The sequence below is a fragment of the Acetobacterium bakii genome, from assembly GCF_001263355.1.
In the GTDB taxonomy this organism is placed as follows: domain Bacteria; phylum Bacillota; class Clostridia; order Eubacteriales; family Eubacteriaceae; genus Acetobacterium; species Acetobacterium bakii.
Map to the genome: position 1 here is coordinate 101923 of NZ_LGYO01000034.1, position 25037 is coordinate 126959.

The following is a 25037-nucleotide window of genomic DNA, read 5'->3' on the forward strand; positions in this document are numbered from 1 at the left end:
CATTAATCAATGGGATAATTCTTTTTAATTAACAGTGTCGATAGATAGGGGATTTTCCCTTTTAAAACCGCGATATCCCGGACCACCTTCTGTGTTTCCATGCCGATATTGGATACCAGCACAAAGGATTTTTCCAATCCCCGTTTTTCAAGTTCTTCAGCCATCAGCGCATTGTTGGCGGATATTTTCATGACTACAATATTCTGGTGAGCATCCAAGATCGCCCGAATTTCCTCGATGGGCTGAGTCATGGCAACCACCCCCAGGGATTCTTCACCCTGGGTCAAAGGAATATTAAGCTGGGCTCCCAGATTGCAAAAAGAAGGTACGCCCGACAGGGTGATGACTTCGATATTGCGTTTTAATAAAAACTCCATCACATAGGAATAGGTGCTGAATACCATGGGATCGCCGAGGGTAATAAAGGCCACATCTTTGCCTTCGTTTAGGAGGACTTCGATTTCATCAGCATTTTCTTCCCATTGTTTTTTAAGGACTTCCCGTTCTTCACTGAGTGAAATCATCGGGAAGTTCATTTCCAGTACCTTGGAAAGATCCGGGATATGGGTTTTTACAATATTAAAGGCGATGCTGGGGCTTCCCATTTTCTTAGTGGGCGTAATCACCAGATCCGCAGCGGCTAATATTTTAGCGGCCTTAATAGTAATGAGGTCCGGATCTCCCGGCCCGACACCGATGCCATAAAAAATTCCTTTTTTAACTGCTGCCATGGTGCCTACCATTCTCTTCCCAATTGATATAGCATCGCATTAAGAATCGCCGCAACCACAGGGCTGCCGCCTTTGCGTCCGTTAATGCGAATAATCGGGCTGTCAATTTGATCCAGAGCTTGCTTGGATTCAGCCGCGCCCACAAAACCGATGGGTGCGCCGATAATCAAGGCTGGTTTGGCGGCGCCTATTTTAACCTTTTCAATCAGGGTATACAAAGCCGTCGGGGCATTCCCAATGGCAAAAATGCCCACGCTGTCATCTTTCAGCGCTTTTTCCATGCTGACGGTGGAACGGGTAACGCCGCGTTCCTTAGCCTCTTTTGCCACATCGTCGTCATGGACGTAGTTGACAATTTCAATACCATGATCAGCCAATGCTTTTTTATTCACCGCCACCTGAATCATCCGGGTATCTGCATAGATTTTCTTTCCCTGTTTCAGGGCTTCCATTCCGCTTTCGTACCCGCCGTTGAGGATTTCCAGTAAATCCGCGTATTCAAAATCAGCGGTGGTATGAATGATCCGCTTCACCATTGGGGCAATGGTCTCCGGGAAGACGTGGTCCCCTAATTCCTCGGTAATAATTTCAAAACTGCGCTCTTCAATTTCTTGTGGATTATTTATATATTGCATGCTGTCCTCGCTTTCTTTCCTTCTATTCAGAAAATGTTTATCGAATTTAATTTCTCTCTATGGTAACTTTAATTCCACCGGGAATTAAATGATTCTGGTAAATGTCTGCATAAGCGGTAACGGGAATGTATTTTCTCAGGTCTTTTAAAAATTCATTCCCCTGAAAATCCTTCTCCTGATACATAATCCCAATGACGGTACCGCTGTGACCGATGATGGTTCCCAATCCCCCATAGTTTTGAGACATTGCGGTCAGCAATTCCAGATACGGTTTCTGCAGCCTTCCCTGATTAAGAAAGGCGCTCCTCGTACAGGCTTCCCCGACATATTTTAAGTTTTTTTCGTTGATACCTTGTTCAAACTGATACACAATCTCCGCAAAGCTTTCCAGGTCTTTTTTTGTATAATCATCCTGGCTTTCATTAAAACTCAGAGTATCAATCCCGCCATGAAAGTCAATAATCAGAATCTCGGATTCAATAGAACCCTTGAAGCTTTTCAGGATCTTCCCATTAATATGATTAAAGAGATTAAGCTTTGGAAACATCAGGTTGTCTGAGGGTTCGATGCTGACACACAGCGCTCCGATTTCACCTGGAGTTAATCTTAAATCAAAAAAATGGGAAAGTCCGGCGGCCATGCCGGCAATGTCCGCGGTGCTGCTGGCCATGCCCTTTTCCAGCGGAATTTCCGTTTCCATTGAAAAATGAAGATGGTCGATTTCCCGCCTGGCAATTTCATAACGCCGGCAGATTTCTGCAACCATTTTCGCGGTTTTTGGTTTTAAAGACTTACAGTTTCCCGGCCCTTCTTTAATGATAATGGTGGAATAGCGGTCAATGGGACAGGACACCAGACAGGGATTGTCTTCAAACCAGCCCTGGATGTATTCGCCGCAGGTGCCCGGGGTTTTAACGGTGACCCGTCTCATTCCCGGCCTTCTTTAATACTCAGGGCTTCGGTTAGCAGGGCTTTTAAAAAATTAGGATTGCTGTAAAAATGAATGTGTGGATACCCTGCCAGCACATTTTTTTTCCGATAACCACAGGTCCATGTCCGGTTCATCTTGGAAATCACATAGGCTGTGGGTATCAGCTGCTGGGTTTCTACCACGCTGTGGTGAAATTCATGGCCCCGTATCTCAATGGATTTCCCGCCGAGGTACGCGCAGATATTCACGTACCCAAAGCGTTGGAGACGTTTGGTCATCTGGGCATTTCCGTCAATAAAGCCAACCCCTTCGTTGGTTTGCCCATCCAAAAGGATCATGGCGTTGGCGAGGTACATCAACCCCCCACATTCGGCGTAACAGGGAAGACCTTCTTCCAGTTGGTTTTTAATATCCGCCAGCATGGTTTTGTTTTCTGCCAGCTCGGCTCCGAATACTTCCGGAAAGCCCCCGCCTATGTACAGGCCATCAAGATTTTCCGGCAAATTCTTGTCGCCAAGCGGACTGAAGCTTACAATCTCAACCCCGGCTTTTTCCAATGCCATAAAGTTATCATCATAGTAAAAATTAAAGGCTCTGTCCTTGGGCACGCCAATGCGCAGGCCATGATATTTTTGATGCCACCCCTCAAAAGGGTCTCGGTAGGTTTTCGCTCTCTTGGGATGAGCGCTGATTTCCAGCAGCTTATCCAGATCAATGTGGGCTTCTGCCAATTCTCCGGCCCGGTCAACCTTTTCTCGAAAATCCAAAACCTCTTCCACCGGAACCAATCCCAGATGACGGCTGTCCATAACAATATCCGGATTGTTTGGAAAATACCCCAAACAGGTCACATCGTTATAGGCTTCAATCATTTCTTTTAGCAACTGGTAATGGGATTCCGAAGATATTCGATTGATGATGACTCCGGCAATTTTTGTGCTCCGGTCAAAATCAATATAGCCTTTTACCAATGCCGCCGCACTTTTTGCCATTCCCCGGCCATCAATAATCAGAATCACCGGAGCGCCAATGGTTTTTGCAAGATAGGCGCTGCTGCCGATATCCGATTCCAGGCTATGTCCATCATACAATCCCATAACGCCTTCCAGAATCCCCAGGTCATTGTCCTCAAGCCGACGATCGAACAATCCTCTGATGGTATTCTCATCCAGCATCCAAGTATCCAGATTAATGGATTTTTCACCGGTGACAAAACTATGAAACATCGGGTCGATGTAATCCGGGCCTGTCTTAAAGGGTTTAACATGAACCCCGCGTCTTTTAAAGGCTGCCATGACCCCCATGGTGACGGTTGTTTTTCCAACGTTGCTACTGGTGCCTGCCAGCATAAAATAATTCATAATTCTGCCTCCTCCTAAAATGACTGCTAATTTATTTTTTATTCTTTATTTTCATCGATTCGGGTTAATGCTTTGATAATTTCCACAAACTCCTCGTGACTGCTGATTTCCGTCACTGTTTTTTTTGCTTTGATCTGCTCAAGGTATTGGGTTAAAGTTCCGTCGGTAAAATCATTGTTCAAACAGTTTGTATGGAAATATATGGTCCCCTTAAGATCTTCCAGACCTTTAAGATTGTTGACATTGCCATGACCAAAGGGCAGATCTGAAATCAAAATCACGTCACAGTCTTTCATTAATTCCATATTTTTGGCCTGATTTTCATTGCTGATGACGGTAAAAGGACGCTCCTCAATCATGGGAATACCCAGAGCATCGCAAACCATCCAATCATCACTTCCCTGATTGACCACGCCGGCCGTCACCCGGTGACCCATGGCCTCGAGCTCTTCTAAAATTTGCGAGGCATTATTTCCGCCGCAAATCACATGAACCCGGAGGCTGTGATAAAATTCTGCTTCTTTAATCACCCTGAGAGGAATAATTTCCGGCTTTCCAAAAAGCTTGTTTTCCTGAATAAACATTTTCATATCATACACTTTTTTCAGGTTTTCCTCGGTAATCACCTGTTCCGGAGTCCCATCCACAATAACACTGCCATTTTTCATAAGCACCAGACGATTGCAGTAGCGGGAGGCCAGATTAATGTCATGAAGCACTGCCACCACGGTCATTGATTTTTTCAAGTTGAGATTGCGGATCAATTCCATTATTTCAATCTGATGATGGATATCCAGCGCCGATGTGGGTTCATCCAGCAGGATAATATCCGGTTCCTGGGCAATGGCACGGGCAATAATAACCCGTTGTTTTTCCCCGCCGCTGAGAGTGTTAAACAAGCGTTTGCGAAACTGCAATGTTTTAGTGGCATGCATCGCTTCAGTGACAACATCATAATCGTACTGGCTTTCTTTGACCTTAAAGCTCAAATACGGATTTCTGCCCATCAGCACAATATCTTCCACTGAAAAATCATAGTCGATATCAAAGGACTGGGGCACTACCGCCACCATCTGGGCCCGTTGCCGTTGCGAATAGGTGGTATTGTCTTTTCCTTCCAGAATAATCTCCCCTGACTTCAGGGGCAATAAACCGGATAAACATTTTAATAAGGTCGATTTCCCAGCGCCGTTGGGACCAATGAGTCCCACAAATTCACCCTGGCAGACAACCGCATTAAAACGGGAAAGGATATCAGCATCCCCATAACCGGCCACAACATTCCTAAAGTTCAACATGATTCTAGGCATTAAGCGTTCCATTTTACATGCCTCCTTTTTTTCGTTTTCTCAGGAGGTAAACAAAGAAGGGTCCGCCAAAAGCCGCGGTTATAATACCAACCGGTATTTCCTGGCCGGCAACGGTCCTGGCAATGGTGTCACAGAGAATTAAAAAGGCACCGCCGAATAAAAATGAGAAGGGCACCAGGGTACGATGCTTGGGGCCGGTAACCATCCGTACAATATGAGGAATAATAAGCCCCACAAAACCAATAATCCCGGTAACCGATACCACCGCGGCCGTAATTAATGATGACGAAAACAAAATCTTCTTTTTCAGACTTTCGGTATCCACACCCAGCTGAGTTGCGGTTTCTTCACCAAGCAGCATAATATCCAATTCGCGAACCGAGGTCAGCATCATGACACAACCGAAAACCACATAGGGCAGCACTGCAATCACCTGATTCCAGCCCTTGCCATTGAGACTCCCCATGGTCCAAAACATAATGTGTGATAGATCATCCTGATTGAAAATCATCAGCAAGGACATTAGTGCTCCCAGTGATTGACCAATGGCAATGCCACTAAGCAAAAGCGTTGCAACCGGCACCTTCCGACCAACTCTGGAAATATTATAGACAACCAGAATAGTTAGAAACGAACCAATGAAAGCTAATAGTGCCACGCCATTCAGACCCAGAAAGCTACTGGAAAAGTTCATCACAATCCCGATGGATGCCCCTAATGCTGCCCCTGAGGAGACCCCTAAAATATAAGGATCCGCCATCGGGTTTTTAAAAATCCCCTGATAGGCTGCACCGCAAATTGCCAGGGCGCCGCCGGTTACAAACGCAAGGATGATCCGGGGTAACCGAACATTCCAGATAATGGCAATGGCACCTTCGCTGATGTCTTCCATGCCAAAATTAATATGAAATATTTGATCCAATAAAATTTTATTGGCATCTAAAAAAGAGATGGAAGCCACTCCCATTAACGTGCACAAATAAATAATGACAATACAAATGACAATGGATATAAACATGGCATATTTTTTTATGTTACTTTTCATTATTGCTCCAGTTAATTTCATTTTTATCTGTTCACCCCTGGATTCACTCCTATCATAATAAGAAAACCCAGGGGCGAACAGCATTCGCCCCAATTTAAATTATTTAGTAAATACTTCCGGATAAATGCCATTGGCGATTAAAGCCATGCCCTCAATAATACGGGGACCTGGTCGCTGAATCATATCACTGTCCGGTGTGAGATATTCAAAGTAGACAATTTGGTCATTTACGATTGCATTGATCGTATCAAAACCAGGCGTCGCTTTTACTTCCTCTGGTTTGGTATAGAGGGAAATATAAACATCCGGGTTATCCGCAATTATTTCTTCTGTACTTAATTGCGCCCATTGAGTTGTTGCATCAGCAGCAATGTTTTTAGCATTAAGATCAGTCAGCATGGAGTCCAGCATGGAGCCAGGCCCGGCACTGTAAAATTTACCGATATCGAAAAAAACTGATTTTTGCTTGGTTACAGTTGCTGCCTTATCTTTGAGTTCCTGTCGCTGTTCTTCCATGGCATCAACCACTTTTTTTGCGGCATCATTGGCATTGGTAATTTCTCCGGCTTGAATAATATTAATTAAAACCCCATCAATACTATCCGGATCAAAAACAACAACCTTGGTGCCGATAGCCTGCAATTGCTGATTCATTTCATCTGACACTAAATCCGAAGACACCACAACATCCGGTGCCAGTTCAATAATCTTTTCAAGATTTGGTGCGTTGAAACTGCCGATACTGGCTACCGCCAAAGCTTCTTCGGGATAATCGCAATAATCGGTTCGTCCCACAAGCTTGCTTCCGGCACCGACAGCAAATACTATTTCAGTGGCGGATGGCGACAAGGATACTATTTTTTGTGGCTCTTTCTCAATGGTCACCGAGGCACCTGAATCATCGGTTATGGTTAAGGGGTAGGTCGTCGCCCCACTTTTTGTTTCGACTCCACTTGAACTCACTGTACCCGTGGTTTGCTGGCAGCCGGCAAACAATAACCCCAAAGCCGCAATAATGAAAATTGCCAATAATGAACGCATTTTTCTGTTTTTCATTTTCTTTCCTCTTTCCAAATTATAAAATTTTGCAAAAAATAAATCCAGCTTCCTGTGGAGGCTGGATAACAAACAAAAGGTTTAATCCTGTTCTTCCCACCGAAGAAATCTAATAAAAGTTGAGTGTCCTGACTTTTGCTTCATCCGCCATCCTCCCTTCCCGTCCTTAGGACAGTGGTTTTGAGAATCTTGTTGGCAATTACAGTAGCGGGGGCTGTAGGGGTCTTCCACCCCTTTCCTCATTACTTGTACTATTTTATTAGTCGAAGTGTATCACAAATTTCCTGACATTTCAAATGATTATTTCTCTTGCCTGGGAATCAAATAAATCATTTTATTAAAAAAGGTAGTTTATTTTCGTAATACGAAAATAAACTACCTATAAACTCAAAATTTTGCCCATAGCTTAATCACGATCAGCGTTCGATGAGGCCATACTTTTTCTTGATCCGCTCAAGCTTTTCAATCATGGGTTTAGATGCAACAAATAAAAAAAATACGGTTGCACTTGCGTGAATTAAATCAAATGGGGCCCCGGTGATATAGACTGCCAATACTGACTTCCAGGTAATGATGCTTGACCACATCAGTAATGAAGACATGTTCATAATGCCGCCATAGATAAAAAATGTTGCCAGAAAACCATAAACACAGAGTTGTGGCTTTGAGCTTTTTAACAAGCCCTTTCGAAAAAGAATTCCGGCCAGAAAACCGATAATTCCAAATGAAAACATCTGCCAGGGGGTCCATGGTCCCTGACCAAAAAAGAAATTGGACACAAAACCGACCATTGCACCAACCAGAAATCCGGACTCTGCGCCAAAACAAACGCCAGCAATGATAACAACGGCAACCACAGGTTTAAACTGCGGAAGCATAAAAAATGCTGCCCGTCCCGCAACCCCAATTGCTGCTAAAATGGCAATGATGATAAGTTCTCGGGCCTGGGGTTTTCTTCCTTCAAAAACCATCAAAAAAGGCACAAAGGTATAAACAATAATGCCCATACTAATAAAATAGTATTTTCGATCACCCATAAAACGGATGCCAAACCATATGGTCAGGGGAATTATCACAAGAATCATAACTATTGCCACCCAGGTGCGTTTACTCAGTTTTTTTTTCGCGATTGGTTCTTTCATGTCTTTATGAACCATAGCAACCGCGGCCAAATTATCGGTGTTTATCGGTATGGCCGGGGTTGGCCAACGTTTTTTTTCTGGTTTCTGGTGGCCTTTTTCCCCTAAAAACGCATCCAGAAAATCATCTAAAGATTCATCCTGCAGCATGTAATCACATCCTTTACCGTAATTGCATTCTCAAAAACATGACGTGACATTCGATTTGCAGCTGTCGTGTAAAAACTGTTGCCTGAAAAAAAAGCCCGGGGGGTATTGCTGGTCACAATATTACCGTCAAAGAATAAACCGCAGACGTCGCCAAACAATGCGCAAAACTCAATGTCATGGGACACCATGATAATGGTCACCCCATGTTCCTGAAGTTTTCTCAGGATGCCCCCAAGCTCACGCTTAAAATGGTTATCCAATCCCTTTGTCGGTTCATCCAGTAAAAGAATCGTCGGTTTCAGCATCATTATTTTTGCCAATGCCAGTCGCTGCTGTTCCCCGCCACTAAGATCATAGGGATGTTGTGCAAAGAGATGCTCAATATGCAGCAGCTGGGCAATTTTATCAACCGCTGTTTTCTTTTCGATGTCGCTGTCATATACGCTGTTTTTTTTCTCTTTCGTGCCACCGATCATCTCGTACAAATCAAGTTCAACCGTCTTTTTGACAAAAAGACTCTGGGGATTTTGGGGTAATATCCCCAGCATCCCATGAAACAGTTCTTTGTCCGACAACTTCCGAACATCTTTACCGTTAATCAGAACCTTTCCCCGATAGGGTTTGTTTAGCCCGGAAATTAGGGATAACGAAGTGGTTTTTCCGGTTCCGTTGCCTCCTACCAGACAATAGAATTCGCCCTTTTTCACCCGGAGTGACAAATCTTTTACTACATCCGGGAAGTTTTTATCATAGCGAAACCACACGTCTTTCAGTTCCACCACTGTTTCGTCTGATTCGATCTCCGGTTTTTCAAGTGGGATCTTAGTTTTTTTTACATCATTTCCCTGCAGATACGCACTCATCCACTTTCGTCCTTCTCTTACGGTTAATGGACAAGCCAGATCCGACTCCACCCCGGCAAAAATCTGCATAGGCGCCGGCATCGATAAAAACATGTCGTGCCCCAGTCCGCGCAGCTGTTTGCCAATCTCCCGGGGTGTTCCGCCGGCGATAATTTCGCCCTCATCCATTACCATTACCCTATCCGCAACCGGAAGAATATCCTCTAAACGATGTTCCGTCATAATGATGGTCGTTCCCAAATCCCGGTTGATTTTTTTTACCGTTTCAAGAAAGTCCGAAGCGGCAATGGGATCCAACTGGGAAGTTGGTTCATCCAATATGAGTACCGACGGATGCATGGCCATGATTGAAGCGAGATTTAATAATTGCTTCTGGCCTCCGGACAATTCCGTCACATTTCGTTTGAACCAGGCCTGGATCCCGAAGTATGAGGCCATTTCCGCCACTCGCAGGCGAATTGTCGGAGTATCATAACCCAGGCTTTCGAGACCGAAGGCCAATTCATGCCAGACCTTGTCTGTTACAATTTGATTTTCCGGACTTTGGAGCACATAGCCGATTTCCTGACTCTGAGTTCTTAAATCAGCCTCTTCCAAGGGTTTATCATTGAACAATATCTCTCCTGATCGCTTGCCATGAGGGGTCAGCACTGATTTAAAATGGCGGAGCAGGGTGCTTTTACCACACCCACTTTTTCCGCAAATCACCACAAAATCCCCTTCAGCAATTGATAAGCTGATATCTTTTAATGCCATCTTCTCCATTTCCGGATATGCAAAACACAGGTTGTTGATTTTTATTAACCCCATTTTTTATTCAGCGATTGAAATCAATCGCCGCGGCCTCCTTCTTAAGTAATCATTAGGTACCAAAACTGCCGTGGCTTTGCTGCTAGTTTATACGAAACAATTTTTACACTGCACGGCGAACAGTACGATGAACTGTACGCCTACACGTTACAAAATCATTTGTGAAAACTGACATCAAAGCAATCATTGTGCTTCGATCCCAACTCTGATTTCTGCGCACTTTGTTTTTTCCGGTATCACTTCTTTCATTTTTTGCCATTTCATGGCCGAAAATCCATCCACAGCCACAGGGATCAGGCAGAAGACCAGAAAAATGAAATAGGTGAAAAAGCTTGACAAGCTCATCGGAACAATTCCGTTAATGATAATAATCGGATTATATTGCACAAATGTATTTCCCATAGATACGCCGATGATGAAGATCACGAGCAAAATCAGCATGACACCGAACATGCCCTTATCCCGATTATCAAAGCGATACAGGGAAAATGCGGTTCTCCCCTTTAAACCATAGCCCCTTGCTTTCATACTGTCAGCGGTTTCGATGGCATTTTCCAGGGCCCAGGTAACCATAATCGATAAAATCGTAACCCCGTGCCTGGCCCGCATTAAAATATTTCCGTTTGTAATATCTCTGCCGATGCATTTCTGACCATTGCTGATAACTTTCAGCTGGGCCTTAAACTTGGGGACAAATCGCAACACCATTGAAAAAATCAGCGAAAGTGCGGGAATGATCCGGCCGAACAGATAAATAAATTTGTCCGAGGTCATAATGATGTTGTAACAGGAGAACCAGATTATCACCTGGATCAGCATTACCGACATCACAAGCCCATAGATAATCGATTCCAGGGTAATTGGATTCCCATTGTCAAGATAAAATAGGATAGTCACACCAGAGTGATTAAACAAAGGATTAATCAGCGCCACAATAATCAGCATCGGCAGCATAAACAATAAATTAAATTTCAGGGCCTTCTTCCATCCCTGCAGCACCACAGCATACAATATTGCGGAAATCAGCGAGATTCCCAAAATCATCGGATGATTAAAAAACATGCTGATGATTAATATGACTGAAAAGTAAAAGAAATTAATAATCGGATGATAGGTCGAAAAAGAATCTTCCACTGGCACGCTCCTTAATATTTGAGTAGTTAAATTATTTCGTGTAAACGGACAGTATAGCTCACTTTTTTTCGTTTACCACATACTGTTATCGCCGACATCTTTACCAAGGTCGCAGGTGTATACCCAATTAATCGCATCGCCGTTTTTCAGCGTATACTGACTGCATCCATAATTCGGAAACCAGCCGTTGACATTGTACATCCAGCCGGAAAGCTCACCGCCGTCAAATTCGTACAGCTGGTTAATCCCTTCCACATAAGCCGAGTTGTACGCCGGGGTAAAACTGGATTCCATGTGAATGCCATTTTCCCGGCACACCCGCTGAAGCACATCATGAACCGTTTCGCCCTCGGTGAAAGGAACCTGGGTCGAATATAAAATCCATCCATTGGCTGGTACAAAGCCCGCTTTACCCGCAGGCAAAACATCCATATGATTTAGCAGCGTTGCGCAATTAATGGAAAGTGTGCACGTATTTCCGACAGCGCCGCTGACCGTCCCGCCATCACTGGTTATTGTACTTCCGTTTGAGGCGGTTGTTGCCTCTGTTCCGGTGCCAGTGCCGGCACTCTGGATCGGAGCGATCGTCTTACCTGCTACAACAAAATAATCATCCCCGGTTTCAATCACCTTGAATGACAGCCTTGTTGTTTCTGCTAGATTGTCAAAGGTCGCAGTGCTCATTTTGGCAATGCTCCCGGCGCTTATTTTACACAGGGCCGCACTGTCTGCATCCCATTTTTCCGAAAGCGTTACGGTTAACGTGGGCACTGTTATCAGCCCGTTATTCCCGGCAATCTTCATGCCAAACCCATAAGGGGCGTTTCCGGCACCTGCCTTAACGCTGTTTAGGGTATCGCCCTGGGTTGTAAAATCAATTTTCAGATTCTGATCCGCCGGGTTCTTGATATCCTGCCCATTAAACGACCACACATAATTAATTCCGTTCCCGCTGGTGCCTGAAAATGTGACCGTTCTGTCCTGCCCGGCAATTGATCTGAATTGCGCCGCTGTAATAATTCCGTCTTCGGGAATCGGAGTATCCTCTGCCAACTCCACCACATCCTGAGACTCTGTATCTCCTGCCACTGCTGCCGAAATGTTGCTGCATCCAATTGTTGTTAATGCCATCAATATCAGCATGATCAACAGCAAAAACTGCTTCTTTTGAAATCCCTTCTTCATTTTCTTTTCTCCTCAACCATAAGTTTATTCCTCATTTTCACAGAACCATTATCACCGATAAAGTCCGAATTTTATTTTTACCCGTTCCAATTTTTCAATCATCACTGGGCCTAACACCACACAAAAGAAACAGGTGCCCAATGCATGAACAGCATCGTAGGGCACTCCGGAAATATACAATAATTTCATGGAACTCCAGTCCATTTCCATTCCCGAACCGGAAACGCCGACCGCCATGACCAGTGCGGCAATGTTCATAATTCCGCCATAGATAATAAATGTTGTCAAAAAACCAAATACGCCTAGGGTTACCCGATCAGCGGGCAACCGCTTTTGTTGCAACAGCAGTCCAGTCAATAAGCCAAATGCCCCATAAACATATAGCTGCCAGCCAATAAACGTCCCGGTCAAATGAAAAACACGATGAATCATAAACCCAATAAGAATGGATATACACACACAGATAACCGGTCCAACTACAATTTTAAAATCTATTTCTTTTTTTGAAAATTCCAAATCCCGGTTAAAGCAAAGCCCGGCTAAAAATCCCAGCAGTCCCCAGCAAAACATTTGCCAGGGTGTCCAGGGTCCCTGGCCGGCAAACATGTTCACAACAAGCCTTGCCATGGCGCCGGTTAAGAATCCCTGCTCCGGCCCTAAACAAATTCCTGCAATAATGATGAGCGCCCCTCCGGCCTGGAAGGGCGTAATCATAAAAAACGCCAGATTGCCACAGGCGGCAATGGCTGCCATGGCCGCGATCAGAACCAGTTCCCGGGCCTCGGGTTTTCGATTTTCAAAAGACAGACAAAAGGGAATAAAACTGTAGAAAATAATCAACAAACTGATAAACAAGTATTTTCGATCACCCAAATAGGTGATACCTACCCAAATGGTCACCGGGATCAGCAGAAACACAATCAAAGATGCAACAAGGGTGCGCTGTTTGGCACCCTCATTCACTCTGCCGGTTTTTTCGATTTCATTATTCGTATTCATGCGTTCTTAATTCTTTTTTTCTTCGCACGATAAATCAAACTCCCGGCAGCTCCGGCCAAAATAATTCCCGCCCCGCCGATAATGAAAGGCATCTTTGTTTGGCTGCTGCTGTTAGCCCCAGCTCCCTCAGCCGCATCAGATTTTAAACTTGGGGTGTACGTGCCGGTAAACGACCAGGGCGTAAAGGCCTCAGCCGCAGTTCCGCCCTTAGACGCCGCTGTTGCAGCAACGGCGGTATTCCCGGCGGCGGCTACCGTGCCTGATGTGCTGCCTCCGGCTGCCACTGAAACGGTTCCCCCCTGTTTGGTTGTACCATACCGGTTTTCATATTCCTTTTGAATATCATCCAGCTTTACCTCCTTATTGATAACCGGCTTAAAGCCATCCGTTATCCCAAAAATCCAGGATTGTCCACTTTTCATCCGATTGTATGAAATCATCGCCTGCATCGCCTGATAGGAAGCCATTCCGTTTAATGCGCCGGGGGCTGCGCCGCCATTGCCTGTCTCTCCGGCCTTAACATGCATAAAACCGCCGCCATCAATATAATAGGTCATTAAATCCGACAATACCCAATTATCACCCTTAATAAAGCGGGAATCAATGGCCGGATCGATGCCCAGTGCCGTTAAGGCAAGAACAACCTGGGATGTACTTTCCGATGTTTCCGGTGCGCCAAAAGTTCCATAACTGCCATCACTATTCTGCAACCCTGATAAGACACTTAATGCCCGTTCAATAACCGGTTTCACATCTGCCCTGTCTTTGTACTTTGCCAGAGCTTGAAGAGTCATTGCGGTAACATCGGTATCCGGTGAGGCGTTTGCACTATCGGAGTACAATGAAAATCCACCCCGGACACCTTTACTTGTTACCACTTCACGCTCCAGAATGGTTTGAACCAATAGTTCCCGGGTCGTTTGGGTTCCTGCTGTGGTTAACGGTATTTCGTAATTATTGGAATCCAGGGCAATGAGAGCCCAGACATAGGCCATCATTCCACCCCGTTTGATCTGGGTGAAATTTGATAATTTACCCAGCACATTATACCCCCCAACATTGGTGGGATCTTTGCCAATGGCCGTCAGCGCCAATATTGTTTTTGAATAGTCGGTATTGGTGCGATCTCCTGAAATGGAACCCTGGCCCTCCTGGAACTCCTTAACAATATTTTGATAAAAGAGATCGTAGTAGCCTTCCGGCACCGCATAGCCACTTCTGGCAAAACACACCGTTTCCCACAAACCACTTTGGATGGTGGGATTCGCCGCTGCTACCAGCATATAGTTTGAGGTCTTAGCCACTGCGGTTTTGATTTCCGGCTCCAACATATTGACACTGTTCACCCCAATCGTTGCCGCGGCTATTTTTTCCGGTGCTTTTTCTCCCAGCAAACCCACCAGCGTTATATTTGCTGCCCTGAATATAATCCGGTTTTCCGAAATGCTATACTGATCTTTATTAATCACCTTTATTGTTCCATCCGCAGCCTGTGTTACAACACTTAGTTTTTCCCAGGCCTGATCTTCACTGCTCAGCGGCAAAGACACGGTTACCGCATCATCTGCTTCCGATACGTAATCCATATTGTAATTACTCAAATCGGTTAGTGACAGTTTGTAAAGCTTGAGTAAGCTCGTATTTTCAGAACTGATTTTTTCTTTGGCCATCATCTGGATGAACTTTTTATAAGTGGCTTCATTTTCTTTGATGAGTTTTCCCTGAAGCGCCACATACCACGGAGCATCCACGGTTATGTCATTATTTGTCCCGTTGATTGCTTTTAACGTTGCCTGGATTCTTAGCAGCTTGTCTTTTGTTTCGCCGTCCAGACGATTTTTTTCGCTATCAGTCATTCCGTCGTAGGCCTTACCCACATCCAAAAATTGTTTCATCTTGGATGAGTTTGCGGTTATGGTTTTTTCATCTATTCCGGCGATCCTAATTTTTATCAGGTCGATTATTTTTATTTCAGCATTGCTTAAAAAATCAAGGTTTTTAATAAGGCTCTGCTGATCCGTCGTTAAAGTTTCAAAGGCCTTACGAACATTGGATACCTGTTTTGCATCAGCCAATGTCATCGCCGAGGCTTGGGGCAGATCGGAAATAGAGGCCATAACCTCTTGTGCTGAATGTTCGTTTTCTTTTCTAATCTCCAGGATCCTTTTTTCGCAGTTTTCCAATTGATCCAGCAGTTCACTTTGAATCAAGGTCTGCTGTTCCCGGTTCAATCCTGTTTCATAGGCATTTCTTGCCGATTTTATGTCTTCCTCATCCTGTAGGGTTACACTTTCCGCCGGTGGCAGTAAGCCAATGGCTTCCATCACCTTATTTGCCAATTCCTGGTTGCTTTCCAGTTCGTCCATCCGCTTGATCAGGGCATTTAATTTTTCAATAACAGAGGATGTCACCTGATTCTTCGCATTTTCCGGACTGGCATCATACTCTGCCCTGACTGCTTCCAAAGCCGCCTTATCCGCCAGGCGCAGTGCCCCGACCTTTGGCAGCCCATTAATTTTTTCGGTTATTTCCCCGGCCAGTTCCGCGGCTGTTGCAACGGTTACCTGGCATGCCCCAGTGATGCCGCCTGGGGTTTGTGCAGTAATTGTGGCCGTTCCCTTTCCCGCGGCGGTCACCAAACCGGATGACGATACAACTGCCACAGCGGTATCGGAGCTAAACCACTCCACGGCCTTTGCATCCGTGGTATTTTCTGGAAAATAAAAGACACACAGTTGATAAGAGCCGTTGTTTTCCAGAGCCAGTCCGCTAATATTCATTTGAATTTCCGTTATGGGGATGGCTTTTACGTTGACATTGCAACTCGTACTCAATCCTCCGGTTGTTGTCAATGCGGTGATTGTTGCAGATCCCGGGGCCACACCGGTAACCACACCGTTTCCGTCAACTTCTACCACATCAGGATTTGAAGACTGCCATGAAACGTCTCTGCCAATTGTTGCATTCTCAGGTAAAATGCTAATTTCAAATCCAAATGATTGATTCACATCCATTTCCAAGGTTCCCATTGGCAGTGAAATCGACTTTGTAGGAATCGGTAACAATGTGTTTAATTCATTACAAACAGCATCCACCGAATTCTGGGATGCCTGGAGATTCTCTGCGATTGATACGGCCTGACTGTAAGTGCTGCTAAATGTATTGTCTGTCATAAATTCACTGAAATACGGGCTGGCGTTAATACTGCCTAATGTGCTTATCAGTAGATCTTTATCCGCCGTATAAATGGCCGGAACGCCGCCACTCAGTGTTTGTCCTAAATCTCCACCGTCTCCCCACAGTGAAAACTGCAGCCGCACCACATCGCCCTGTGCTGGCACATAGCCAGCTATGGAGTTGCCCCGTAATTCATTGTTGATTGAACATCGCCAGCCCGACATCGAACTGTAGTCATGCTCGCCCAATCGATCCCCTGATTTCAAGCCAATTTCCATGATACTCTTTAGGGTAGGAGCCAGTTCGCCATTGTCATTCACACCCATCGCCGAGATACAGCCGGGAACCGAAACATTTCCCGATTGAGCGCCAATAATCCCATCCAGAGAGTTACCATTCCAAACCAAATAACTCCCCAATACCCGGTTTAGCACATTGCCCAGCGTTTCCCCCTGGTTTAATGCAACCTGGGTGGGTTTGACTACAAACCCGCCCGCTAAAGTAAATGTTTCCACCGTTATCGTTATGCTTTCATTTGCTTCACTAGCCAGTGCTTCAGATTTCCCTGTCGCAAAACAAGTCAGGTTGGATGTAAACAATAGGGTTACAATCAACATAAAGCTCAGGATATTTTTTGCTAAATTGTTTTTCATTTTTTCACATCACTTTCATTTCATCTGAATAATTTTTGAAACCACACTGGCCTATGCAAATAGCATCGATACCGGTTTCCAATTGTTAAATATGCCAAGCTGACATTGCTAATTATTGCTCACGAAAGCGCTCTCGCTTGACCCCGGTGCGGCGGCATCTTTGGGAACCACAACGATGCGAATCCCTTCCAAGCGATAGCCAAAGCCTTCGGTTCCAGCGCTGGCGCCATTTTTAGCCCAGCCCATCCAGCCGATATTTTCGGCGTGAACCTGATAATAAATATCACACAGGTCAGCATCGGCTCCGGTCAGACTGATCCGGATGCCTTCCAGGCGTTTGGATTCACCCTCGGTTCCACTCATGACTCCATTGGTCCGAAACTCCTGCCATCCGATATCCTGAATATGGGTCTGATAGCTGATACCCACATCATAGCCGGCATTATCCACATTAATTTTGATGCCTTCCAGTCTTAGCGACTTACCGGATGTTCCGCTCATGGCGCCGTCTTTTTTCAGTTCCTGCCAGCCGATATTTTCAACATGGGTCTGATAGTTGAGGTGAATGTTTCCGGTCACAAAGGGACGGTTCGTTTTCCCCGGTGCTGCCGCATCTTTTTGTACCACTTTCACTTCAATTCCTTCCAGTCGCAAGCCAAAACCTTCGGTTCCGGCACTAGCTCCATTTTTAGCCCAATCCAGCCAACCGTAATCCTGAGCATGGACCCGATAATAGATGTCGTACTTATCAGCATCGGTTCCGGTCAGGCGAATCTGGATACCTTCCAATCTCAGACACTTGCCTTCGGTTCCACTAAGATCGCCATTGCCTTTAAAACCCTGCCATCCTAAATTTTCAACATGGGTCTGATATTCCACGCCCAGATCTTTCCCCGGAGCATCGATATTGATCTTAATGCCCTCCAGGCGCAGGGATTCGCCGAAGGTACCGCTGGTTTCGCCATTGCTTTTCACTGCCTGCCAGCCCACATTTTCGATTTGGGTCTGATAGGTGCAGCTGACAGATTCAGTCACTGCTGGAATTCCAGCTTTTAGCTGATCATAGATATTCTGAACCTGTTTATTGGTTGCTTCCAGATTTTCCATGATTCCATTGGCCTGATCGTATAAAGCCTTAAACTGAGCATCCTTCAGATACTGGCTCTTGTTCGGGCTACTATTGATTTCTCCTAACAGTCGTGTTAATTCAGTCTTGTCGGTTTCGTTGATGGGTGTCATCCCGCCCTGAAAATCCTGGCCCAGATCAGCGCCATATCCCCATAAGGTAAACTGCAGCCGAAATACATCACCGTCTGACGGGGTATAGCCATCGAGCCCATACCCCGGGAAATCATTATCAACCGAATACATCCATCCCGACATCGGACTGTAATCTTTTTCGGATAATCGATTTGGATAAGTCAAGCCTTCCGCCAAAGCAGTTGCCGTTGTCGGCGCTTCTCCAAAATCAGTATGGGATTCCATTTTAGAAATACAATCCGGAACATTCACTTCTCCCGCCTGAGCTCCGATAATCCCAACTAAATAATTGCTTTTCCAGACAATGTTTCCACTGTCCAAAAATCGGTTCAGCACCGTTATACCGGTATCCCCACTGTAGTAGGGTATTTCTATCGGTTCAACATAGTAACCCTCCCCAAGAGTGAATTTTTCCACCGCTATTGTAATAGTACCCAGCGGGTCATTTGTTTGCGTCTCAATAGTATCCGCAGCCATGGCAGGGATGCTATACGAAAAGAACACTGCTAAAGTCAAAATCATACTCATAAATTGTTTTATTTTACTCATTTTTTTCACCTTCCGCTCGCTTTCTTTATACAAATTATTTTCTTCCAGCTCTTTTAAGAACAAAAAAAGAACCCCTATCGCAGTCAAAAAATGACCTGCGACAGAAGTTCCAGAATATGCTGTAGAACTTTGTTTGGCATTAAATCCTTAATTGCGAAGGATTATGCCTGTATATAATGAATAGGTTCCCGGCTTATGCTTTTAGCAATCACGGTAGCGCATCTGTTCAGGATTTTCACCTGTATTCCCCTGTGGCAAACGGCAACAAGGTTGCATATACGTTTGCCAAGCCTAATAGAATCTGATGATTTGTAAACCCACGATTCCCGGCATTCTTTATAACACTAGTTAAATTATCAAAAACCACGTTGTTCTGAGCAATTATTCATTTCACTGCTCAGTTTAAATTAAATCATTCCGGTTATCAACCGCATTTAATCGATATCTAAAATTTTACCATCAGAAATTTGAAATTGCAACAGTTTTTTGGTATTTATTGTATCCGCTGTCAAACTCTGCCGATGGCCTTGTTTTGAATGGAAATATAGTCTTCAAGCTGATCTCTGTTTTTTGAGAGCAATTCAAAAACCACGTAATGGGGATCGATGGCATCGATGATGTTTTTTACCAATGGATGATCGAATGGCACATGCCAGTCAATTTTTTTAATATGATTGATGGTTTTAATATATTTTTCAACCTGGTCAGTCGTCTCCAAAATGACCTCGTATTGAGAGGAATGATCCTGAATCATATACTCCCCGGGTAATGATAAATTTACATGGATGCCTTTTATCCAATCTTTTAAATCCCCCATGTTTTCGATGCACTCCAGAATATACTCGGCGGCTTCCCCTGATGTTTTAAGCTTGGGATTTGTAATCATCAAGTGGCTCAAATCCAACATGATCCCTTTGTTTTCATAGTTAATGCCATCAAGAAACCGCTTGGCTTTATCCTTATCTAAAAGCGTCAATCCCGGCCACCATAAATTCTCAAAGAGCAGCATGATATCACTGTTGGTATCAAATGATTTATTAACCAGATCCACCGTGGCTGCCAATACATCATCGTCGGTATAGTCAAATGCCCCTGTGAATGAATGCTCAGTGGTCACATGGGAAACATGGTAAACCATATATTCCACGCCAAATTCCAAGGCCGTCTGGTATTCATGCCGAAATGCATCCACCAGGGCATCTGGATGGGTTCCACCATAATATTGGCGAACCCCCTCTATTCCACCAAACATATCACACGTTTTTTTTAGATCATTTTTATAGAATTCTAACCAGGTTGGAAAATATTTCAAGTGGAGGCCTTTCAAAATAGATCGAGGCAGCGTATCAAGGTAGTCATCCTGGTAACAGATCAGTTCCACACCATCCAATTGATGTTTTTTTAAAAATTGCTCAACATTTTTCCAGTCCCCCTGAAATTTATCCAGATCACCGGAACAATTCGAAATATTCATCAGATACATTTCTCTGTGCCATCCTTTCATTTCGTTTCTTATATGAATTATAGCCCAATTTTGATTAATTTCCTATACCCAGAAGTTTATTTCATAATAAACTTCGTATCTGACAACAGCTTATACAAAATTTGGCAAAACACAGGTCCACTAAACCTGTGTTTTGCATTATCAGGGTTATGCCAGTGGATGCCAACATTCTTTACTGTTTGACTTAATTGTTCTTGACAAAAGTTTGATCATTGGTTCCGAATTCTACTGCAGGTGGTGCTTCGCCCTTGGGTACCACCACAATTTTAATGCCTTCCAATCGATATGCAAAGCCTGCTGTTCCTGCGCTTTCACCATTTTTCGCCCAGTTAAGCCACCCAAAATTCTGAGCATGAACCTGATAATAAACATCAAATTTATCGGCATCGGCACCGGTGAGCTCAATCTGAATCGCTTCCAGTCTCAAAGATTTTCCTGTGGTGCCACTCATGAGACCATTGGTTTTCCAGGTGTCTTCCCAGCCAATATTTTCAATATGGGTCTTGTACTGAATTCCTAAATCATAACCAGAGTTACCATCCAGCTTAACTTCTATTCCTTCCAGTCTCAAGGATTGACCAAAGGTTCCACTTATGTTCCCGTCGGTTTTCCAAACTTCTTCCCATCCGATGTCTTGAATATGGGTGTGGTACCGACAGTTTATCCCGGGGTCTATAACGGTTCCTTCCACCTTCGCCTTAACCGCATTGTATCGAGACATATCAATGCTGTTCTTCTGACTTTGGGTTAAATTCAGTCCTGCCAGAACCGCATCCACATTGGCCAAACCTTCCTGAGCAGCAGCCTTGTTGGCTTCATTAACAGAAGCGGCTTCCGGCAAAGCTAGAATGGCATTATTTACCTTAACGGTGGAATTGATCACATCCGTACAGTCAAAGAGTTTGGTTTCGCCCCGATATGATCGGACAAGGGCTTCATAACCTCTTGCAATCTGGCCTTCGTCGGCTGAAAATGACTTGTTTTTATCAGGCAGAATATTTAGCATAGAATAGCCGTTTTTGATAAAGGCCGTCTGGAAAAAATTCACGTCTCCGGTGCCCAGCATGATAAAGCTCTGGGCATTGGACCAGGGATTGTCATAATCGATTCCGCTGTAGAAGAGGCCGGTATAACCCTGAACTCTTGAAAAATAAGGCATGAGTACCGTCTCCATTGCCTGTTTTACATCATAAAATTCATCTCCTGCTTTTGCATCGGGATCATAAAAAGCTGCAATTGGCTGGAATTCCATGACATACATATCAATCAAAGGGTCACTGTGTGTCACTGAACCCGCCAGCGCATTGGCCGCCAGTTCATGAATATAAGCATGATCCCGGTTTGGCAGATAATTATAGGAATCAATGGCAAATTCACTGACCTGTTTAACAAAATATCCGTTGGACGGATTTTTTCCATTGGTCAGCATTTCGATGAGATCGTATCCCCCCACATTTCTGGCATCATAACCCATGGCCGTGATTGCCAGGGCATCCTTGGCTACCTCGTTGGCATCAAAGCCTTCGTTCACGGGGTTTCCCTGGCTATCATTTTTGCCGGAATCCGTGTATTTTTCAACAAAGGCATCATAAGCTTCTGCATAAAAGCCGGCATGGGGGGTGTATTCAGCTCTGGCTGCGGTAAAAATCAGCCACGAACCGTAGGCGTTTCCATTTGTTCCAAACACCGCATCGCGCCCGGAAACCGCCGCCGGAAGACGATACACTAAACAATCCTGAATAAATGTTTCAGTATCACTGATTAAAGCTTCCTGTTGATCGACACTGGGCACAGCAGCGTTATCATTATAGGCAAACGACGGCTTATTAGACTCAAAATCCGTTCCCGCCAGTGGCGATCTTTCTTCTTCATACCAATAGGTCAGTTTATATTTGCCCGCCAATGCTTCATCATATTTAATCACATACTGATTCAATAAGCGTGGTATGGCCTCATCAAAGCTGTAAGCTGCAGATTCCAGTCCACTAAACACCAAAGGATTCTGGATGTTTTTGTCGGGATACATTTGCACCAGTTTCGCCTGGGATTTGTCAATAATCGCCTGGCTTACTTCGGTTCCATCAGCGGCTACCAGCTTTGTTGTATAGGCAGCCTTAAGAAACTCATCATAGTTTTCATTAATGCCCTGAAGTGGCACAACCTTGTTTTCAATGGTGTATACTACTTTCACGGCGACGGCAGTCTTATTTTCTTCTGCTTTAACCGGGGTTAAACCCATCATCATCACAATCGTGGTCAGGATGAACAAACAGGCTGTCATCAGCCATGTTTTTTTTTTGATTTCCGCTAAATATTTCATTTTTCCCCTACCTTCTCTTTATTGACTTATAAAAGCGTTCCCTGCTGTCCCATTTGCGGATGTCGGTGCCGGCGCGCCTTTCGGTACTACTTGAATTTTAATGCCTTCCAGTCGGGAACTCAATCCTGCGGTACCCGCACTTTCTCCATTTTTAGCAAATCCCATCCACCCAATATCTTGAGCATGGACCTGGTAGTAAATGTCAAATTTATCGGCATCCGCTCCGGTGAGTTCAATGTTAATGGCTTCCAATCGTAAGCACCGACCTTCGGTTCCACTCAACAAGCCATTGCTTTTCCAGGAGTCTTCCCAGCCAAGATTCTGTATATGCGTTTTGTACTGAACGCCTAAATCATACGCTGTATTTTCATCTAGATTGATCTTAATCCCTTCCAGTCTCAGGGATCTGCCAAAGGTTCCGCTTATTTCACCATTGCTTCGAAATGTCTGCCAGCCATCATTTTCCACATGGGTTTGATAATTACAGGTGATGCTGAATGCATCGATTGCATTATTTAATGCCACGGCAGCCGTGTCAATGTCACTTTGTAACGCCACCATATTTCCTGAAACAGCGATGGCATTGTCATAGGCCATTTTTATTCCGGCATTGTTTAAATAACTTTCTTTCGTCTCTGTATTCACTCTGGCAATTCCTTTAACCAACTCGTCCTTGTTGCCGATGACAACCTTGGGATCCGGAGAGCCCCATTCATAACCGGTTAAATCCGCACCGTATCCCCAATAGCTAAACGCAATCCGGATAACATCACCATCTTTGACAACATAATCTCCCATTCCCACGTCAGGGCTCAGGTTGTTAACCAAAAACATCCAACCGCCCTGTTGGCTGTATGATGCGGTTCCCAATGCGCTGTCCGTTCCCGCATTACCGAACGCCTTAGCCGCGGCCGTGTCGCCTCCGCCTAATTTTTCAACAATATAGTCTGGTATTTCCACGGTGTCAACACCGGCATCGGTTCCTTTAATGCCATTGATATAAACAGCGCTGCCGATGATATTTTCAGCCCCGGCCAACCTGGAAACCAGGTCAAAAACGGTTTCACCTTTTGTGAAATTCATCCTTACCGGTTCTTTATAGAACCCCTGACCAATGGTAAACCGCTCCATATCCATGACAACCGTCCTCCCGGTTTTATCCGTTTCCGGCTCACTGGTTTCTGCCAAAACCGATAATGGTGTGATCAGGCCCAAAACCAGTAAAAATGTTAAAACGCCACTTAGTTGTTTGAAAATTCTCTTCTCCATTTGCTCTTTCTCCTTCTGATTTGAAATTTTTGCGTATCTTTATTCATCATTTTTTCTTGTTTGTTTCAGTTTCTTCCTCCTTCATTCCGCCATTGAAATCATCATGTTTTACAGCAACCACTTCACTCTAATTGTGGCTTATCAATAATCATAACTTTTTTCCTCCTTTATCCCCTAATCGCAAAAATCAACAAAAAAAACTCCCGTCAAAGTCAAAAAAGACTTGTGACAGAAGTTCCAGAATATGCTGTAGAACTTTGTTTGGCATGAAATCCACAATTGCGTAGGATTCTGCACATTTATAAAGAATAGGTTCCCGGCTTTTGCCTGTTGGCAATTACGGTAGCGCATCTGTTCGGGATTTTCACCCGGATTCCCCTAAGGTAAACCGCAACAATGTCGCTTGTTAAGTTTACCAAGCCTAATAGAATTCTATGATCTGTTAACACGATTCCCGGCATTCTCTATAATTTTAATTACATTTCAGATATTAAACAAAGCTTATCACCTGAAATTAAAAATTGCAATATCTTTTCGCATTATTATTGTTTTTCTTACCAGATTTTTAAAAAAAGCAACGGCGCAGGTGAATTTTCCCTGTGCCGTTGCCGGACTTCTGTTTTATTTCCTTCCCGGCTGAAGGCATTCCTTCAGCCTCATAGTGCTGTCTCTTTTGCTCTTTCTTTTTTTAGTTATTGCTCACAAAGGCGCTCTCGGTTGGCCCGGGGGCGGCGGCACCTTTGGGAACCACCACGATGCGGATCCCTTCCAGGCGATAGCTGAAGCCTTCGGTTCCGGCACTGGCGCCATTTTTGGCCCAGCCCATCCAGCCGATATTTTCGGCGTGCACCTGATAATAAATATCACACAGCTCGGCGTCGGCTCCGGTCAGGCTGATGCGGATGCCTTCCAGGCGTTTTGATTCGCCCTCGGTGCCGCTCATGGCGCCGTTGGTC

General features: G+C 44.6%; 17 protein-coding genes, 1 pseudogene and 1 riboswitch. All 18 genes and pseudogenes read right to left on the bottom strand.

From position 1 onward, the window contains the following. Window positions 1-2: 2 nt before the first annotated feature. A complete protein-coding gene (gene cobI, locus AKG39_RS13855) occupies window positions 3-731 on the bottom strand; it encodes a precorrin-2 C(20)-methyltransferase (RefSeq protein ID WP_164730801.1) in 729 nt (242 codons plus the stop codon). Window positions 732-736: 5 nt separating this feature from the next. Next, window positions 737-1366: a precorrin-8X methylmutase gene (locus AKG39_RS13860; RefSeq protein WP_050740996.1), complete on the bottom strand. Its 630-nt coding sequence runs from the start codon at window positions 1364-1366 to the stop codon at window positions 737-739. A gap of 46 nt (window positions 1367-1412) precedes the next feature. Next, window positions 1413-2297 carry a GHMP family kinase ATP-binding protein gene (locus AKG39_RS13865; protein ID WP_050740997.1) on the bottom strand — a complete coding sequence of 295 codons (885 nt, stop codon included), beginning with the start codon at window positions 2295-2297 and terminating at the stop codon, window positions 1413-1415. Continuing rightward, complete coding sequence (locus AKG39_RS13870) at window positions 2294-3658, bottom strand: cobyrinic acid a,c-diamide synthase CobB (RefSeq protein ID WP_050740998.1); 1365 nt, start codon at window positions 3656-3658, stop codon at window positions 2294-2296. Before AKG39_RS13870 ends, AKG39_RS13865 begins: the two co-directional genes overlap by 4 nt. A 38-nt stretch (window positions 3659-3696) precedes the next feature. Then, window positions 3697-4980, bottom strand: coding sequence for a heme ABC transporter ATP-binding protein (locus tag AKG39_RS13875; protein ID WP_050740999.1), 1284 nt, complete (start codon window positions 4978-4980; stop codon window positions 3697-3699). A 1-nt stretch (window position 4981) separates the two neighbouring features. After that, window positions 4982-6013, bottom strand: a complete 1032-nt coding sequence (locus tag AKG39_RS13880; protein WP_050741000.1) for a FecCD family ABC transporter permease — start codon at window positions 6011-6013, stop codon at window positions 4982-4984. Window positions 6014-6112: 99 nt separating this feature from the next. Continuing rightward, window positions 6113-7069 (bottom strand): ABC transporter substrate-binding protein, encoded by a 957-nt coding sequence (locus AKG39_RS13885; RefSeq protein WP_242852623.1) that lies wholly within the window; start codon window positions 7067-7069, stop codon window positions 6113-6115. A 101-nt stretch (window positions 7070-7170) separates the two neighbouring features. Next, a riboswitch (cobalamin riboswitch) is annotated at window positions 7171-7341 on the bottom strand. A 144-nt stretch (window positions 7342-7485) separates the two neighbouring features. Further along, entirely contained in the window at window positions 7486-8358 is an 873-nt protein-coding gene (locus AKG39_RS13890; RefSeq protein WP_115028192.1) for an ECF transporter S component, read from the bottom strand. Continuing rightward, window positions 8337-10031: an ABC transporter ATP-binding protein gene (locus AKG39_RS13895; RefSeq protein WP_050741001.1), complete on the bottom strand. Its 1695-nt coding sequence runs from the start codon at window positions 10029-10031 to the stop codon at window positions 8337-8339. The genes AKG39_RS13890 and AKG39_RS13895 overlap by 22 nt, the downstream gene beginning before the upstream one ends. A gap of 183 nt (window positions 10032-10214) precedes the next feature. Continuing rightward, window positions 10215-11165: an energy-coupling factor transporter transmembrane component T gene (locus AKG39_RS13900; protein WP_050741002.1), complete on the bottom strand. Its 951-nt coding sequence runs from the start codon at window positions 11163-11165 to the stop codon at window positions 10215-10217. Between the two features lie 72 nt (window positions 11166-11237). Beyond that, the gene (locus AKG39_RS13905; RefSeq protein ID WP_050741003.1) at window positions 11238-12350 is read right to left on the bottom strand and encodes a DUF4430 domain-containing protein; all 1113 of its coding nucleotides are present in this window, start codon (window positions 12348-12350) and stop codon (window positions 11238-11240) included. Window positions 12351-12401: 51 nt separating this feature from the next. Continuing rightward, on the bottom strand, window positions 12402-13349 hold the full coding sequence (locus AKG39_RS13910) for an ECF transporter S component (RefSeq protein ID WP_050741004.1): 948 nt from the start codon (window positions 13347-13349) through the stop codon (window positions 12402-12404). Continuing rightward, entirely contained in the window at window positions 13346-17179 is a 3834-nt protein-coding gene (locus tag AKG39_RS13915) for an Ig-like domain-containing protein (RefSeq protein WP_050741005.1), read from the bottom strand. Before AKG39_RS13915 ends, AKG39_RS13910 begins: the two co-directional genes overlap by 4 nt. Window positions 17180-17287: 108 nt before the next feature. Next, window positions 17288-18988 (bottom strand): DUF4430 domain-containing protein, encoded by a 1701-nt coding sequence (locus AKG39_RS13920; protein WP_126981257.1) that lies wholly within the window; start codon window positions 18986-18988, stop codon window positions 17288-17290. Window positions 18989-19496: 508 nt separating this feature from the next. Continuing rightward, window positions 19497-20471, bottom strand: coding sequence for a TIM barrel protein (locus AKG39_RS13925; RefSeq protein ID WP_050741007.1), 975 nt, complete (start codon window positions 20469-20471; stop codon window positions 19497-19499). A 205-nt stretch (window positions 20472-20676) separates the two neighbouring features. Then, window positions 20677-22812, bottom strand: coding sequence for an Ig domain-containing protein (locus AKG39_RS13930; RefSeq protein WP_050741008.1), 2136 nt, complete (start codon window positions 22810-22812; stop codon window positions 20677-20679). Window positions 22813-22830: 18 nt separating this feature from the next. Further along, on the bottom strand, window positions 22831-24081 hold the full coding sequence (locus tag AKG39_RS13935) for a DUF4430 domain-containing protein (RefSeq protein WP_050741009.1): 1251 nt from the start codon (window positions 24079-24081) through the stop codon (window positions 22831-22833). Window positions 24082-24769: 688 nt separating this feature from the next. Continuing rightward, a pseudogene (locus AKG39_RS13945) lies at window positions 24770-25037 on the bottom strand (S8 family serine peptidase); the annotation flags it as partial.